This window comes from Mycolicibacterium sp. HS_4_1 (genome assembly GCF_054515875.1).
The window spans coordinates 5,932,684-5,947,791 of sequence record NZ_CM137261.1 but is presented as its reverse complement, the minus strand read 5'-3'; the positions used below and the strand labels follow the sequence as shown (position 1 = coordinate 5,947,791).

15 protein-coding genes are annotated in these 15,108 nt (G+C 64.7%); 7 read left to right on the top strand and 8 right to left on the bottom strand.

The features are described from left to right. Window positions 1-109 precede the first annotated feature (109 nt). Window positions 110-907, top strand: a complete 798-nt coding sequence (locus ACX12F_RS28595) for a L,D-transpeptidase (protein WP_459367589.1) — start codon at window positions 110-112, stop codon at window positions 905-907. A gap of 289 nt (window positions 908-1,196) precedes the next feature. Here ACX12F_RS28595 and ACX12F_RS28590 read toward each other — a convergent pair whose 3' ends face one another. Together ACX12F_RS28590 and ACX12F_RS28585 are read right to left on the bottom strand one after the other, a co-directional pair. After that, the gene (locus ACX12F_RS28590) at window positions 1,197-1,625 is read right to left on the bottom strand and encodes a hypothetical protein (RefSeq protein WP_459367588.1); all 429 of its coding nucleotides are present in this window, start codon (window positions 1,623-1,625) and stop codon (window positions 1,197-1,199) included. Between the two features lie 319 nt (window positions 1,626-1,944). Then, on the bottom strand, window positions 1,945-2,160 hold the full coding sequence (locus ACX12F_RS28585) for a three-helix bundle dimerization domain-containing protein (RefSeq protein WP_459367587.1): 216 nt from the start codon (window positions 2,158-2,160) through the stop codon (window positions 1,945-1,947). 181 nt (window positions 2,161-2,341) lie between these two features. On the opposite strand from ACX12F_RS28585, the gene ACX12F_RS28580 reads away from it, so the two are divergent. Next, the gene (locus ACX12F_RS28580) at window positions 2,342-2,818 is read left to right on the top strand and encodes a nuclear transport factor 2 family protein (RefSeq protein ID WP_459367586.1); all 477 of its coding nucleotides are present in this window, start codon (window positions 2,342-2,344) and stop codon (window positions 2,816-2,818) included. Here ACX12F_RS28580 and ACX12F_RS28575 read toward each other — a convergent pair whose 3' ends face one another. Next, window positions 2,819-3,421, bottom strand: coding sequence for a TetR/AcrR family transcriptional regulator (locus tag ACX12F_RS28575; RefSeq protein WP_459367585.1), 603 nt, complete (start codon window positions 3,419-3,421; stop codon window positions 2,819-2,821). 219 nt (window positions 3,422-3,640) lie between these two features. Between ACX12F_RS28575 and ACX12F_RS28570 the strand changes: the two genes are divergently transcribed. Next, window positions 3,641-3,832 (top strand): SDR family oxidoreductase, encoded by a 192-nt coding sequence (locus ACX12F_RS28570; RefSeq protein WP_459367584.1) that lies wholly within the window; start codon window positions 3,641-3,643, stop codon window positions 3,830-3,832. A gap of 182 nt (window positions 3,833-4,014) precedes the next feature. Continuing rightward, window positions 4,015-5,007 (top strand): alpha/beta fold hydrolase, encoded by a 993-nt coding sequence (locus ACX12F_RS28565; protein WP_459367583.1) that lies wholly within the window; start codon window positions 4,015-4,017, stop codon window positions 5,005-5,007. 34 nt (window positions 5,008-5,041) lie between these two features. Here ACX12F_RS28565 and ACX12F_RS28560 read toward each other — a convergent pair whose 3' ends face one another. Then, window positions 5,042-6,181 (bottom strand): acyl-CoA dehydrogenase family protein, encoded by a 1,140-nt coding sequence (locus tag ACX12F_RS28560; RefSeq protein WP_459367582.1) that lies wholly within the window; start codon window positions 6,179-6,181, stop codon window positions 5,042-5,044. 93 nt (window positions 6,182-6,274) lie between these two features. Here ACX12F_RS28560 and ACX12F_RS28555 point away from each other — a divergent pair, with 93 nt between their 5' ends. Together ACX12F_RS28555 and ACX12F_RS28550 are read left to right on the top strand one after the other, a co-directional pair. Beyond that, the gene (locus ACX12F_RS28555; RefSeq protein WP_459367581.1) at window positions 6,275-6,859 is read left to right on the top strand and encodes a TetR/AcrR family transcriptional regulator; all 585 of its coding nucleotides are present in this window, start codon (window positions 6,275-6,277) and stop codon (window positions 6,857-6,859) included. A 92-nt stretch (window positions 6,860-6,951) separates the two neighbouring features. Further along, entirely contained in the window at window positions 6,952-8,097 is a 1,146-nt protein-coding gene (locus tag ACX12F_RS28550; protein WP_459367580.1) for a cellulase family glycosylhydrolase, read from the top strand. Between the two features lie 5 nt (window positions 8,098-8,102). On the opposite strand, the gene ACX12F_RS28545 is transcribed toward ACX12F_RS28550, so the two are convergent. The 4 genes from ACX12F_RS28545 to ACX12F_RS28530 form a co-directional block, all read right to left on the bottom strand. Then, entirely contained in the window at window positions 8,103-9,353 is a 1,251-nt protein-coding gene (locus ACX12F_RS28545; RefSeq protein ID WP_459367579.1) for a DUF445 domain-containing protein, read from the bottom strand. Window positions 9,354-9,545: 192 nt separating this feature from the next. Further along, window positions 9,546-10,443 (bottom strand): IS5 family transposase gene (locus tag ACX12F_RS28540; protein WP_459366735.1). Its coding sequence is split into 2 segments (ribosomal slippage): window positions 9,546-10,098 and window positions 10,097-10,443, totalling 900 coding nucleotides; the frame shifts between segments, so codons are not numbered across the junction. Between the two features lie 46 nt (window positions 10,444-10,489). After that, a complete protein-coding gene (locus tag ACX12F_RS28535) occupies window positions 10,490-12,517 on the bottom strand; it encodes a PecA family PE domain-processing aspartic protease (protein WP_459367578.1) in 2,028 nt (675 codons plus the stop codon). 210 nt (window positions 12,518-12,727) lie between these two features. Continuing rightward, entirely contained in the window at window positions 12,728-12,901 is a 174-nt protein-coding gene (locus ACX12F_RS28530) for a hypothetical protein (protein WP_459367577.1), read from the bottom strand. A gap of 239 nt (window positions 12,902-13,140) precedes the next feature. Between ACX12F_RS28530 and ACX12F_RS28525 the strand changes: the two genes are divergently transcribed. Continuing rightward, window positions 13,141-15,096 carry a hypothetical protein gene (locus ACX12F_RS28525; protein WP_459367576.1) on the top strand — a complete coding sequence of 652 codons (1,956 nt, stop codon included), beginning with the start codon at window positions 13,141-13,143 and terminating at the stop codon, window positions 15,094-15,096. Window positions 15,097-15,108: the final 12 nt, after the last annotated feature.

The following is a 15,108-nucleotide window of genomic DNA, read 5'->3' as shown; positions in this document are numbered from 1 at the left end:
GTGACGAATCTTTGACCGAAATATTGACGCGCCGTACGGATTTCGCCGTTCCCCGGCCCATACCATGACGGTGTTCAACCATGCGGCCAGCGACAAAGGGGTCGGATATATGCGGGTGTTAGTACACGGCGTCCTTGCTGTGGTCGTGGTCGCCACGACCACCACTGGCGGCGCGCTAGGCATTGAGACGGCAGGCATCCGATTGCCGTTGGGCTCGATCATCGAGTCGACGCAGCCGACGCAGGGCCTTCCGGTCGGCGTCGCACATCCCGTCGTGGTGACCTTCAAGCACCCGATCACCAACCGCGCCGCCGCCGAGATGGCCTTGGACGTGACGTCGACACCTGCGATGTCCGGGAAGTTCGAATGGCTGGATAACAAAGTGGTGCAATGGGTTCCGGATGGATTCTGGCCCGCGCACAGCACCATCAAGCTGACCGTCGGTGGTCAGCCGATGGCCTTCACCACGGGTCCGGCCGTCATCGGGACCGCCCACGTGGCGGACCACACCTTCACTGTGACGATCGACGGTCAGACGCCACCGGATATGCCGGCGCCACATCATCTTCCGCACCTCGGCGAGTCGGGCGTTCTGCTCGCGACCATGGGCCGGCCGGAGTATGAGACACCGGTTGGCAAGTACACCGTGTTGGCGAAAGACCGCAATGTGCTTATGGATTCGAGCAGCGTTGGCATTCCCGTCGATCAGCCGGACGGGTACATGACGGAGGTCGAGTTCGCAGTACGGATCAGCCAACGCGGACTGTTCGTGCATTCGGCGCCGTGGGCCGTCGAGTCGATGGGCTTTGAGAACGTCAGCCACGGTTGTATTGGTTTGGCGCCCGCGGCAGCCGAGTGGTACTTCAACACCGTCAACATCGGCGACCCGGTCATCGTGGAGCCTTAGCCTTAGACCTTGCGTCGCAGGACAATTCGTCCCTGCCCATCCGTTGACCCTGCGTCTACGGCGGTCGTTACTCGCAGGATTTGGCCCTCAGTGCAGGGTCAATGGGCTGGCGGGCGTCTGGGTGGTTGAGGCTGTGTCTGTGGTGGCCGTTACTCGCAGGATTTCGCCCTCAGTGCAGGGTCAATGGGTGGAGAGCCCTCAGTGCAGGGTCAACGCCGCCAGACGCATGAAGCACCCGAGCCGCGTGGGCTCGGGTGCTTCAGTGAAAGCGGTTGTGCAGCTGGATGGTTCAGTTCTGCGGGCCCGGCTGGGTCGGCAGGTTGGGGGTCGGACCGCCGGCGTCGACGGGTCGCAGGGTCCGAGCTTCCTTGCCCTCCGTGATACCGCCCATGTCCATCGGGATCGCAGCGGGCGCCGCGGCAATCGGGATGGGTGCGCCGATGGGTAGGCCCGCGGGGATGGGCGGGACGATCGGGGGCACCGCAGCCGGCACGGGCGGGACGACGGCGGGAACCGGCGGGACCGCGGCCGGGACGACCGGCGCGGCGGCCAGGGGGCCGATGATGCCCGAGGACTCGACGGCAGGGGCGGCGCAGGGTACGGCCCCGGCAGCGGCAGCCGCGGCGGGTGCCCCAGCTGCAGGTGCCGCGGCTCCCGCGTCGCATGAATATCCGCCAGTCTTCAGTGGGACTGCCGCGGCGCTGGGGCTCACGGCCACGGCGGTCGCGCACACCCCAGCGCTGGCAACTATTTTCACAGCGATTCGACCAAAGCTGATCATCACCGGCGTCTCCTTGAATGTGCCCTTAAATTACAGCGCCGAAAATTTGCGCAGCTGAACCGTAGGGCACCGCGAGAGGCTGGGTCTAGACATGTTTTCAATCGGATGCGTGCTCGACATGGGACTGAGCCGCGACCGTGACCGCACCGTTTCAATCACCTCAAAGTCCTCACAGAAAGGTCTCGAGGGGCAATCGGGCGGTGCTGGAACCCGTTGCGAGGCTAGCAAACTCGACGACGCGCCGCGCGAAGCCGGGCTAGCGGGTGGCGTCTGCGGCCAATAGCCTGGCCAACTCCTCCTCGGCGCGACGTTCCACGAGGAGCGGGACGAAGTCCCGAATCGTGCTGTCGGCGAACTGGTCGCGCGCGCCCGCGATGACGGTTGTCACCCGAGCCGGGGGCAGGTCCGCAAACTTGGCCGCCAGGCGGCTCTCGATCTCGGTGAATACCTGCTCTTCGGTCTTGGCGGACATGCCGTCGATCCTTCTCGGCGGCGTTGACGGCTGTCAACGCAGACGGGGTGACGTGTAGGCGAACTAACAATTACGGGCGCCGTGTGAGGCGGCGGAAATGCCGGAGGCCCTCCTAGGGTTGTGAACGACGGCGGGCCCGGCAGTCCCGTCGGGCCGTACCCCATTGACGAGAGGCTCGCCCATGTCCGGCACCCCGGAGTCCCGACCGCCGTTCCCGCCGTTCGATGAAGTGACGGCACTGACGAAGGTGCAAGCGGCCGAGGATGCGTGGAACACCCGCAATCCTGAATTGGTGGCCACGGCGTATACCCCGGACTCGGTATGGCGTAACCGCGACACCTTTGTGACGGGCCGCGAAGCCATTGTGGATTTCCTGACGGCCAAGTGGGAGCGCGAGCTCGACTATGTGCTCCGCAAGAGCCTGTGGGGCTTCCGCGGGAACCGGATGGCCGTCCGATTCCAGTACGAATGGCACGACCACGGCGGGCAGTGGTGGCGCAGCTACGGCAACGAGCTGTGGGAGTTCGACGACAACGGGCTCATGCGGCGCCGCGAAGCCAGCATCAATGATCTGCAGATCGCCGAATCGGAGCGGCGCTGGTTCGGCGTGCGTCCGGATTCGGAACGCGGCCCGGGGCACGATATTCCGCTCCAATAGCTAGCGCTGCCGCAGTGCGCTGATGCGCTCATCCAGAGCGGCCTCGAGATAGGTGAGGTCGCCGGTGGCGAGCATGATCCCGACTCCGCCCTGGATGCCGGCCAGCAGCGCGGCAGCCGCACGCTCGGGGTCGACGGCACGAGCAATCTTGTCCTGCTGCTGCATCGCGGCGATTCCTTCGGCGATGGCGCTGCGCCAAGAGCCGATCAGCTCGGTGGTGACCGCCTGCGCGCCGGTACTGGTGCGGCCGATCTCGGACATCAGTACGGCAATCGGACAGTTCTGGCCTTGCCGGCGGTACCGCTCGATCACCACGTCCCGCCAGCGCTGCCAGGCCGCCCATGAGGTGAGCGAGCTCAGATGGGGCTGCTGGTCATCGAGCACTCGCTGTGATTCGAGAGTTGCGACGGCAAGCAGCAGCTGATCTTTCCCGTGTGGAAAGTAATGGAATATCTGGCTTTTCGACGTACGGGTCCGTGCCATGACGTCGTCGATGGTGGTCTGTGCGACACCGCGCTGCCGGATTTCGGCTGCGGCGCCATCGATGATCCGGGCCCGGGTGGCCTGCCCCTTGGACGTCAGTTTTTGGACTTGCAGGTCCATTTTGTCCGGTGAAGCATGTGGACTCATGAGTCCAGAAGATACGCGACTGGCCGGCCGCGCAGCGCTGGTCACGGGTTCCACCGGAGGCCTCGGTGTGGCGATCGCCCGCAGGCTGGCCGACGAAGGCGCGCATGTCTGGTCAGCGGCAGGAATACCCAGCGCGGCAATGAACTGGTTGCCGCGATCCGGGCGGCCGGTGGCGGGGCGCAATTCGGGTTCTTGCCGAGCGCGCCGACCGAGCGGCAACAGGAATTCGTTGACCACGTCCAGCCGGTGCTCAACCGGCTGCCGTCCCGGCGGATGAGCACGCCGGAGGAGGTGGCTGCCTCGGTGGCGTTCCTGGCCAGTGATGACGCCGCCAACATTCACGGTGTCGTCCTCAGCGTGGATGGCGGTTGGGCGGCGGTCTGATGCCGTGGACTTCTCATCTCTAAAACAGATGCATGCTATCGATATCTATCGTTGGACACGATGTGGATCAGCCGGTGAGATAGGTGTCGTGCGCCGCGGTGGTGAATCGTGGGCACCGTATTGAGACGCCCTGAGAGGAACGACGATCCGTGAAAGGCTTCAGCAGAAGGCAGTTCGGCTTGATGGCGACAGCAGCGGTCGGTGCGGCGTCGTTGACGGCGTGCGGGTCGTCATCCGCGCCGCCGCCGGTCGCCAAGACGACGCCTCCGCCCGCTCCGGAACACAACCTGAATGCGGTCAAGCAGATTCGCGCCGGCGATCTCAACGTCGGTTACGTCGAAGCGGGACCGGCGGACGGTCCACCGGTCATCCTTTTGCACGGCTGGCCGTACGACATCCACAGCTACGCAGACGTTTCCGCGCTGCTGGCCGACCAGGGCTTCCGGGTGATCGTGTCGTATCTCCGCGGCTTCGGCTCGACCCGGTTCCTGGCCGACACCACGGTCCGGAACGGTCAGCAAGCCGCGCTGGCAGCGGACGTGGTGGCCCTGATGGACGCGCTGAACATCCCGCGGGCAATCCTGGGCGGCTTCGACTGGGGTGGGCGCACGGCCAATGCTGTTGCGGCACTGTGGCCGCAGCGGGTAGCGGGTCTGGTTGCGGTGAGTGGGTACATCCTGGTCAACCTGGCGGCCAACCTGCAGCCGTTGGATCCGAACGCAGAGCTGGGTTGGTGGTACCAGTACTACTTCGCCACGCCGCGCGGTGAGCTCGGCTACCGGCAGAACACCAAGGCGTTCAATCGGCTGATCTGGTCGCAGGCGTCGCCGCGGTGGCACTTCACCGATGCGGCATACGGACTGAGCGCAGCCGCGTTTGACAATCCCGACCACGTCGCCATCGTGATCCACAACTACCGATGGCGTCTGAGCCTCGCGGCGGGTGAAAGTCGTTACGACGCAGATGAACAACGTTTGCAGGGCAGACCGCTGATACATGTGCCCACCATCACGATCGCCAGTGACTTCGATGGTCGGGCGAAAGACGGCGCCGGATATCGCTCGATGTACACCGCGGCGTACGAGCACCGCATACTCGACGGCATCGGCCACAATGTGCCGCAGGAGGCGCCGGCGCAGTTCACGAATGCCGTCATCGACGTCAGCCGGATGTAGCCGTCGAGCGTGAAGGTCGTGAGGCGGTCGGTGCCTACGTCGCCAGGCTCCGGCTGATCACCAGTCGCTGAATCTGGTTGGTGCCCTCGAAGATCTGCATGATCTTGGCTTCCCGCATGAAGCGCTCCACGCGGTAGTCGCGGGTATAGCCGGCACCACCCAGCACCTGGACCGCATCGGTGGTCACCTTCATGGCGGCATCGGTGGCGACCAGTTTGGCCACCGAGGCGTTGCGCGAGTACGGCAGTCCGGCATCGCGCCGGCGCGCGGCATCCAGGTAGGTGGCCCGGGCCGAGTCGACGGCGGCGGCCATGTCGGCGAGTAGGAAGCCCAGCCCTTGGTGGTCGATGATCTTGCGGCCGAAGGTCGTTCGCTCCTGGGCGTAGGCCACCGCCTGATCCAGCGCGGACTGAGCCAGGCCGACCGCTACGGCGGCGACACCGAGCCGGCCGGCGTCGAGCGCGCTGAAGGCGATCGGCAGGCCCTGTCCTTCGGCGCCGATACGACGCTCGGTGGGCAGGAAAACGCCGTCGTAGTGCGCCGATGTGGTGGGCACCGCGTGCAGGCCCATTTTCTCCTCGGGCCGGCCGAAGCTGAGTCCCTCGATGCCCTTCGGCACCAGGAAGCATGAAATCCCTTGCGAACCTTCGCCGGTGCGCGCGAATAGGGTGTAGAAGTCGGCGCGTCCACCGTGCGTGATCCACGCCTTCGAGCCGGTGATGCGGTACCCGTCGTCGGACGGAACGGCTTTGCACGCCAGTGCGGCGGCGTCGGAGCCGGCCTGTGGTTCGGACAGGCTGTAGGCGCCGACCACGTTGCCGCTCAACATCTCTGGCAGCCAGCGCTGCCGCTGCTCGTCGGTGCCGAACGTCATCAGCGGGTGGCACGACAAACTGTGCACGCTGACCGCGATGGCGACCGATGCCCACCGGGCGGCGAGTTCCTCGAGGACCTGGAGATACACCTCGTAGGGTTGGCCGCCGCCGCCCCACTCCTCGGGGTACGGCAGGCTCAGTAGCCCCGCCTCGCCCAGGGTGGGGAACACCCCGTCCGGGTACGTCTCGTCCTTCTCGTGCTTGTCGACGATCGGGTCCAGCACCTTGTCCGCGATATCGCGGGTCAGGTCGATGAGCGCGTGGGCTTCGTCGTTGGGCAAGAGGCGATCAACAGGCACCGGGTACTCCACTAATACGTCGGACAGTACTGAATTACCTAACACAGTACTGTTTCAGTAGTTCTGAGTAAAGGCCCGCAGTACTATGCCGATGTGAGCGCGCGCCCGTCCCCGGCATTCGGCACCCGCCGTCGCACCGAACTGTTCGACGCCCTGATCACGTTGTTCCTCGACGAGGGATTCGCGCACCTCACGCTCGATGACATCGCCGGCCGACTGCGGTGCTCGAAGTCGACGCTGTACACCCTCGCCGGCAGCAAGGAGCAGCTGGTCCGCGCCGCGACGGTGCAGTTCTTTCGTCAGGCCACCGACGAGGTGGAGCAGCTCGTAGCCGGCGTCGATGGCGCCCGAGCCCGGATCACCGCGTACCTGTCGGCAGTGGGGACGGTGCTGGACGCGGCGTCGGACCAGTTCATGGCAGACCTGGACGCCTTCACCCCGGCCCGCAGCGTCTACGAGAAGAACACGCAGATCGCGGCTCGTCGGGTGCAGGAGATGATCGCCGAAGGCGTCGAAAGCGGCGAATTCCGTGATGTCCATGCAGCATTCGCCGCCGATATGGTGTCGACCATGATGGTGCGGATCCAGCAGCGCCGGGTGCGTGAGAGTACCGGACTCGACGACGCGAGTGCATATCGCGAGCTCGCGGCGATTCTCACGGCGGGCATCAATGCCTGACCCAGCCGCCTGACGTCACCACCCGACATCGTGTTTGTTGCAACTCGATAAGCACGACCCAATAGCCCGATCAAGATCAGTAGCCTCGTGCGGTGGACCGCAGAACCGCTCTCAAGGTGCCGCTGCTGCTGGCAGCGGGTTCTGCCATGGCCGGATTTTCCGGGTCGGCCCCGGCGTCTGCCGCCGGCACGCGCTGGACGCCCGAACGCGCCAACAGTTGGTACCAGGGGCAGGGCTGGCTGGTCGGCGGTAATTACATCACGTCCACTGCGGTCAACCAGCTGGAGATGTTCCAGTCGGGTACCTACGACCCCGGTCGCATCAACGCCGAACTCGGTGCCGCTCGCTGGTTCGGCTTCAACACCGTGCGCGTCTTCCTACACGATCTGCTGTGGGCGCAGGACCCACAGGGCTTCTCACAGCGCCTGACACAGTTCGTCGGCATCGCGTCGAACCATGGCATCAAGCCGCTGTTCGTCTTCTTCGACTCGTGCTGGGACCCGCATCCCAAGCTCGGCGTGCAGCGGGCGCCGACGCCGGGTGTGCACAACTCGGGCTGGGTGCAGAGCCCTGGCGCGGACCGGCTCGGTGACTCGAAGTACCGGGCCGTCCTACAGAACTACGTCACCGGGGTGCTGAATCTGTTCCGCAATGACAACCGCATCGTCGGCTGGGACCTGTGGAACGAGCCGGACAACCCGGCCAACGTCTATCGCAAGGTCGAGCGCGGCGACAAGATGCAACTCGTCGCCGACCTGCTACCGCAGGTGTTCGCCTGGGCGCGAGCTGTCGACCCGGTGCAGCCATTGACAAGCGGTGTCTGGCAGGGCAATTGGGCCAACCCGGCGCAGCGCAGCGCCATCGCGTCGATCCAGCTGGACAACTCGGACATCATCTCGTTCCACAGCTATGCCAAGCCGGCGGACTTCTCGGCCCGGATCGACGAGCTCGCACCGCTGGGCCGGCCCATCCTGTGCACCGAGTACCTGGCCCGGGACCAGGGCAGCACCGTCGAGGGTATTTTGCCGATTGCCAAGCAGCGCAACGTCGGTGCCTACAGTTGGGGCCTGGTGGCGGGAAAGACCCAGACGTACTTCCCCTGGGATTCCTGGGACCACCCCTACCCATCGGAGCCGAAGACCTGGTTCAGCGATCTGCTCTACCCGAACGGCCGGGCCTTCCGTGACACTGAGGTGCTGACCGTCCGGAAGCTGACCGGCACGACCGGCCAGACCTAGTGCGATCAGTGCGCCAGCAGGAGGATCAGTTGCGCCTGCAGCTCACCGAAGAGGAAACCGAGCGTGGCACCGAGCACGACGACGATCCACTCGTCATCCTTGAATGCCGGGCGTAGCAGGTTCTCGAACGAGAGCGAATCCAGCAGCATCATCTTGGTGACCATGACGTTCTCCAGATCGAGGCGGTCCCGCATGTATCCCTCGATGTAGGTGGACGTTTCGGGCAGCTTCTCGATGATCGAATCGGTGATCTGCTTCTTCATGTCCACGTACTGGCGGCCGCCGACGGACCTGATGATCTTGCCCGTGAAGCCCATCTGGGCGTCGATGGTCTGGCTGATCTCGGTGGAGATCATGTCGAAGAACCGGTCCGACGACGGACCGTTCAGCATGCTCTCCATGATGGCCTGGGGCGTGAATATCTCCCGGGCCATCAGCGCCGCATAGCCCTCGACGACTTGGGCGCGCTCGCGCTGGAAGACGCCCTGCCACTTGATGCCCAGGAAGACGTTCTTCCGCTCGAGCGGCCGGAAGATCATCTGCAGCGCAACGTAGTCCGTGAGACCACCGGTCAGTAGGCCGAACAGCGGCAGCGACCAGTGCCAGTTGGTGATGCCGAAGACGACGGCCTGGACCAGGCCGATCAGGAAGCCGAAGAGCAGGCCGGACATGATCAGGAACTTGAACGCCGGCTTGCCGATGTCCTGGAACACCGTGTTGAGCGTGACCTTGTCGCGCACCAGGTTGGTGACGACCATGTGTTTGATGTCGAAGATCTGGTCGACCTGGCCGCGGAGCTTGTCGAACATCGCGGCCATTGCCACCGGGATGCGCTTCTCGACGTTCTTGACGACGACGTCCTTGATCTGGTCCGGCGTGGCGCGCCAGATCTGCGACTGGAACGACATCATGATGGTGTCGACCATTTCCGCAGAGGTCTGACGGAGCGGTTCGGCGAGCTCTTTGACCAGTTCGTTCGGGTCGATCTTGTCGAACATCTCCTCAGGTTTGAGAATCTCCGAGGTCAGCGAATCCACGGCTACCGCAGCCATTTTCGGTGCGCGCTTGGGAATCTGGCCCTGCCAGCCGAGGTAGGGCGGGATGCCCTTGAACTCGACGGGGTAGAACATCATCTTCAGGGCCATGATCTTGGTGATCCAGCCGACGAACGCCGCGCCCAACGGGATGGTGATGTAGACCCACCAGGGGTAGGCGAACGCATTCGCCAAGAGATGCTCCACCTGGCTGTCTCCCATCAGTCGCGTCCGGTGAATGGCTGGACTACGTTAACCGGCGACCTGTGGGTGAAGACTAATGGGCAGGTCAAATCCGCAACGAGGGATCGCGTATTTTGCTCAGTTGACCAAACGGCGGCACGAGTCGTCCACAATGCGACCGTTATTCACGCATGACAACGGCCGCGAGTGGACTACCGAGCGATGGCGCTACTAGGGCGTGTCTGACAAATGGGGTAGCCACAGGGTGACCGCTCTCAGGACTGCTGCGGCGCGGTAGACGATGGCGAGCTTGTCGTAGCGGGTGGCCAGTCCGCGCCATTGCTTGACGTCATTGAAGTTGCGTTCAACGACGTTGCGGCCCTTGTAATCTTGGGCGTCGAAGGCCGGGGGCCGGCCGCCACGGCAGCCCCGTCGTTTCCGGTTGGCGACCTGATCGGAAGGTTCCGGGATCACCGCGCCGATCCGGCGTCGCCGCAGCAAGGTCCGGGTGGCTCGACTCGAATAGGCCTTGTCTGCGCGGACGCGATCGGGGCGGGTGCGGGGCCGTCCGCCGCCGGGGCGGTCGACTCGCAGATGGGCGAGCAAATGCTCGAACACCGGGCCATCGTGGGATTGACCGGCGCCCACGAGCACCACCAACGGCCGCCCGCGACCGTCGACCAGATGGTGAATCTTGCTGGTTAACCCACCGCGGGAGCGGCCAATACCGTGGTCAGGCGGCTCGATCGCCAGATTCGTGTAATTCGACCCAGCCCCCTGTGTCACGGGTGAGGTTCGTGGCGTGCTGATGCGCGCGAGCGATCGTGGAATCGACCGCCACCGCCCAATCGATCATCCCGGCCTCATCAGCGGCCGCCAGCAACCGGGCCAACACCGCATCCCAGGTACCGTCGGCGCTCATCCGCCGGTGCCACGTCCAGATCGACTGCCACGGACCGAACACCTGCGGCACGTCACGCCAGGCAATGCCACACCGGTACCGGTAGATGATGCCCTCAACCATCGACCGAGCATCCTGGAAAGGTCTGCCCCGCTTACCCGTTCGAACCGGAAGCAGATCCTCGATCAACGACCACTGGGCATCGGAGAGCAATTGGAACCGCGACATTCCTCAAGTCTCAGGCACCACACCTGAAACTTTTGTCAGACACGCCCTAGTCGAAGACCGTCGTGCCGTTTGCTGTGTCGTACCCGATGTAGATCGAGTTCGTCTGGAACGGCTGTGCCCCGGTGTTCATCAGTGATGCGTTGTAGGCATCGGTGGTGGCCACCGGTGAGTTCGTCGACGTCGTCTTGTAGGTGTAGAGCAGGTTGCCGCTGCTGTCGTACACCGCGATGACGGTGCCGTCGGGCAGGCCGGAACCGGCGATGGTCGACGGCAGGGTGCCGGTGACACCGCCCGAGTCGATGAGCAGGTTGATCGGGGTGTTCGTCCCGTTCACGGTGACCGAACCGATGACGTTCGGCGAGCCCGACGTCGTGACCCGGGCAGGCAGCGGGTTGGGGCCGAACTGCAGTGTTCCGGCGCGTTCGTCGATGTAGATGCCGTTCTTCAGGTCGCCCGGCAGCGCGGTGGTCACCAGGCTCGGCCCCGGTCCGACCGCGTTGGTCCCGATACCGAGGACGCCGACGACACCATTGGCCGACAGGAAGTCGTTGAAGGCCGTCTGCTGCGTCGGGTCGGTGATGATGTCGACGGTGGTGGGCGCGGTGACGATGCCGTTCCCGAAGTCGACCGGGGTGTTGTACTCGCTGTAGTTGTAGGTCAAACCGCCGCTGTAGGCGCCGGTGCCGCTGCCGACGGCGTTGCCGAGGCCCGTCGCCCCGACGTTGTTGGCGCCGATGACCAGGCCCGACGAGCCGGTATCGACCAAGACCGGCACCTTCTGACCGCCGTTCACCGAGATGTAGACGATGGGCTCGGTGCCCGCGTACATGGTCAGCGGCACCGACCCGTAGACCCGGCCGTTGATGGCGGCCTGGGAAATCAGGGATTTGACGGCCGCATCGCTGGTCCCGGAGTTCGCGGCGCCCAGTGCCCCCACGGCATAGCCGGGCAGCGCCTCATTCCAGTTCAGGGCGGCGAGGGCGAAGCCGCCCAGCCAGCTGTTGGCGTTGCTTTGGTAGAAGGACATCGCGCCGGGATTGCCATTGAGGTACGAGCTCAGCTCCCAGCTGGCGATAGACAGCTGGAACTGCGTGCCGGCGGCCGCGAAGCCCGCCCACCAGTTGCCTTTGCCCCAGGTGTCGGCGTTCAGTTGCGCCTGCGCGGCCGAGATTTCCTGCAGCGCGGTCTGTACGTACTGCGTCGTCGTCTCGGTCTGGCCCGGCTGCCAGGTTTGGGTGGGGGCCGGCGTGAGTGACGATGCGGGAGTGGGTGTTCCGGGCGTGGCGAGCAGCCCCTTCAGGGTCTGGCTGGTGCCGACGGCCGCGGCGGCGAGGGTCTGTTCGGTGCCCTGGGCGGCGGCGCCCAGAGCCTGACCGATGGCCGCGAACACGGACAGGATTCCCGACACACTGGTGGTCTTGGTGGGCGTCGATGTAATGAGACTTGTGGCCTGCGTCGTCGTGCTGGTGGTAGACGATGTGGGCGATTCGGAGGCCGCGGTGGTTACTGTCTGGGCGGCTGTAGCGATGGCCGGAGCGGTCGGTGACGAAGAGGAAGTCGATGTCGCTGATGACGTTGATGACGTCGACGTTGTCGGCGCGGGAGTCGACGCCGCGACCGGTGCAGGCTTCCCGACAGGTGACGAGGTCGCAGGAACCGAGGCGGCCACCGGCTTGATGGCTGCCGCCGGCTTGGCCGGGGCGGCATCGTCCTTGGCCGCTGTGTCTTGATGCTTCTGCTTGTTGGTCACCGATTGCGTTGTGCCGGAGGACTTCGTCTTCGGCTTGGTGTCGGTGTCGCTCGCCGTGGTATCGGTGTCGGCCGACTTCTTGCCTGCCTTACCGGTGGGCGATGACCCTTTCGCGTCCGAGCCGGCCGCGGCGCTGTTCGTGTCCTTGTTGCTGGTCGAATCCTTGTGGGTGGTCGAATCCTTGTGGGTGGGCGAGGCATTGGTGTGCGTCGAGGAGTCCGAATCGGCCGACGGTGCGGCGCTCGCCACGGCCGCTCCACCGAGCAGTGCCGCGCTCACTCCGAAGACCGCTACTCCGCTGCCCAGCCAAGTCGATACTGCCAATGTCCGACGCTCCGGACGACGGTGTTTGCCAGCCATTTCGGTTCCTCCAACGTCTCGCCGCACGGTCGTTCGACCCCGGCAAATCAAACCACTGTTGCCGAATTAGCGCACGGGAGCCTGTCGGCTCGAGGTAGAAGCGCAGTACTGGTAGGAAATTAGCAGTGACGAGTTGGTGGCGGGGCGACTTAGAGGTCGAAAACCGTCGATCCGTTAGTTGATGTAGATTCCGGGACGCTGGTGCTCGCGATTGGCGACGGCAGGGTTGCCGGTGGCACCGCCGACGTCGATCAGCACGTCGATGACTGCTGTCGAACCGGTGTGCGTGCAGCAAATCATTAGCCCGGGCCGGGCGTGGTAGCTCTGCGTGGCAAAGTATTTTGCCACGATCGTCGATACTGTGAGGCGGATCTGCGGCGGGACAAGACGCCGGTAGGGGCCGTCTCCTCGCCTCGAAGTACTCGGTGGATGAGGTGGTTCCGGCAAATCCACCACGGACTAACATCTCCGGACGTAAATTCAGTGGCAAGGCGCTGTGCGCTGCCTGTGTCGGGGTCCGAAGGGGGCAAGTAGTGGCTGGCTGCATCGGCAGACTCTGGCGTGGCGCAGCGCGCCGGGTATCGACCGTGTTGATTCCGCTGGCGGTGGTGTGCGCATACGCGGCGCAGTTGGTGCAGCCGGTCTCGCACACCGCCGTGACGCCTACGGCCGAGATCGTCTCGGCCCCGTCGACCATCGGTATCGCCGACTCGAGTCTGTACGGAATGTCGCAGCAAGACATCGACACCACCCTGGATGTGTTGCAGTCCATGGGCGTTCAGGACATCCGCGTCTACATCCCGTGGATCTACACGCAGCCGCTGCCGAACCAGTACAACTGGGCGCCCATCGACGCGATCATGGATGCGGCGAAGGCCCGCAATATGGGCGTGCTCGCGATGGTCAACAGCACGCCGGTGTGGGCCGGTATCGACGGGAACTTCCCGGGCGCAAAGACACCCGACCCGACTGCCTACGCGAACTTCATGACCCAGGTCGCGACGCGCTACGGCAAGACCATCTCGGCCTACGAAGTGTGGAACGAGGTCAACTGCGTCTGCTTCTACGACCCGATCTCGCCGTCGAGCTACGCCGACCTGCTGAAGGCCGCCTACCCGGCTATCAAAGCGGCCGACCCGTCGGCGACAGTCATCGCGGCCGGGCTCGGCAGCGTCTTCACCGTCAACGGAATCACCATGAATCCGGTGGATTACGTCAACGCGATGTACGCCGCCGGCGCCCAGGGCTACTTCGACGCGCTGGCCTTCCACCCGTATCAGGAGACGTTGAAGTTCTCCGACGGTGAGGGCGTGCCACTCTCGCCGTTCACGCAGATTCAGAAGATCTACGACCTCATGGTGGCGAACGGCGACGCCGCCAAAAAGATCTGGATCACCGAGTACGGCGTGCCGACCAATAACGTCAGCGAACAGACACAAGCCGACTTCATCAAGAACCTCATCGACACCTGGCAGACGATGTCCTTCGGTGGGCCGCTGTTCATCTATACGACTCGTGACGGCCAGCCCGGCAGTGGCTATTTCGGCATCTTCGACGCCAACTGGGTACCGAAGGAAGCGGCATTCGTCATCGAGGAGGAAATCCTGCGGCTGCACGGCGTCGGAGGTGTCGAGGGCATCGCAGAGCGAATACTCGCTGCCGTGCGGCTGGCGGTGGGGGCCGTCGTGGACGTGATCGCCAACGTCGGGCAAGCAGTGGTGAAGGTGGTGGATGCCGCGTGGACTGCTTTGGTCAACGTCGCCAAGGCGGTGACGCAAGCAGTGGTGAACACCGTCAAGTGGGTGACCAACGCCGTTGTGCAAGGCGTGAAATGGGTAGCCAACACGGCGGTCGACATCACGAAGGCCGTGGTCGCCGGTATCTCGAATGTGATTCAGAAGATCGGCGACATCATCCGGCCGCCGGCAGGGGCTGCGGCGGTGAGCCCGACGGCTGCACTGAAGGCGGTAGCCGCGATGAAAGAGGTTGCGGCGGGAGCGGACTCGCCGAAGACGGCCGCGGTGGCCAAGTCGGAAAACCCGGTCGGTGTGGCCGGTCTGAAGATGGCGCCCGGCAAGGGGGCCGACGTCAAGGACACGGCCGCTCAGGACGCGGTGACGCAGGCGACGAAGGAACCGGCCAAGGAGCAGTCGAAGGAAACTGCGACAGAGCCCGAGGCGAAGTCCACGGACGCGAAGAACCCGGCGAGCACTGCGCCTGAGGCGAAGACGCCGGACACCAAGGACACTGTGAAGGCGGTGTCTGAAGGCAAAAAGCCCGCAAATCAAAAGGATTCGCCCGAGCCGCCGAAGGGCCCTTCGGCGTCCGACACGCCGAAGGCTGACAAGGGCGCCAAGCCCGGGCAGCACAAGACCGACGACGTCAAGGCATCGAACAACACGACATCGGACGATGCCGCGCAGGGCAAGGCGCCCAAGCCGGAGTCCGAGCCGAAGCCGAAGCCGAAGGCGAAGCCCAACACGGCGGCCAGTGCGACCGCGGACAGCTCGTCCGCCTCGGGAACCAAGTCCGGCCAGAACTGAATCCGGCCGGCC

Bases quoted from the DNA above. Each gene is read 5' to 3' on its own strand.
- ACX12F_RS28585 (WP_459367587.1), bottom strand. From the start codon at position 2,160: ATGTCCGCCAAGACCGAAGAGCAGGTATTCACCGAGATCGAGAGCCGC.
- ACX12F_RS28545 (WP_459367579.1), bottom strand. From the start codon at position 9,353: ATGGGAGACAGCCAGGTGGAGCATCTCTTGGCGAATGCGTTCGCCTAC.
- ACX12F_RS28575 (WP_459367585.1), bottom strand. From the start codon at position 3,421: ATGGACCTGCAAGTCCAAAAACTGACGTCCAAGGGGCAGGCCACCCGG.
- ACX12F_RS28595 (WP_459367589.1), top strand. From the start codon at position 110: ATGCGGGTGTTAGTACACGGCGTCCTTGCTGTGGTCGTGGTCGCCACG.
- ACX12F_RS28565 (WP_459367583.1), top strand. From the start codon at position 4,015: ATGGCGACAGCAGCGGTCGGTGCGGCGTCGTTGACGGCGTGCGGGTCG.
- ACX12F_RS28580 (WP_459367586.1), top strand. From the start codon at position 2,342: ATGTCCGGCACCCCGGAGTCCCGACCGCCGTTCCCGCCGTTCGATGAA.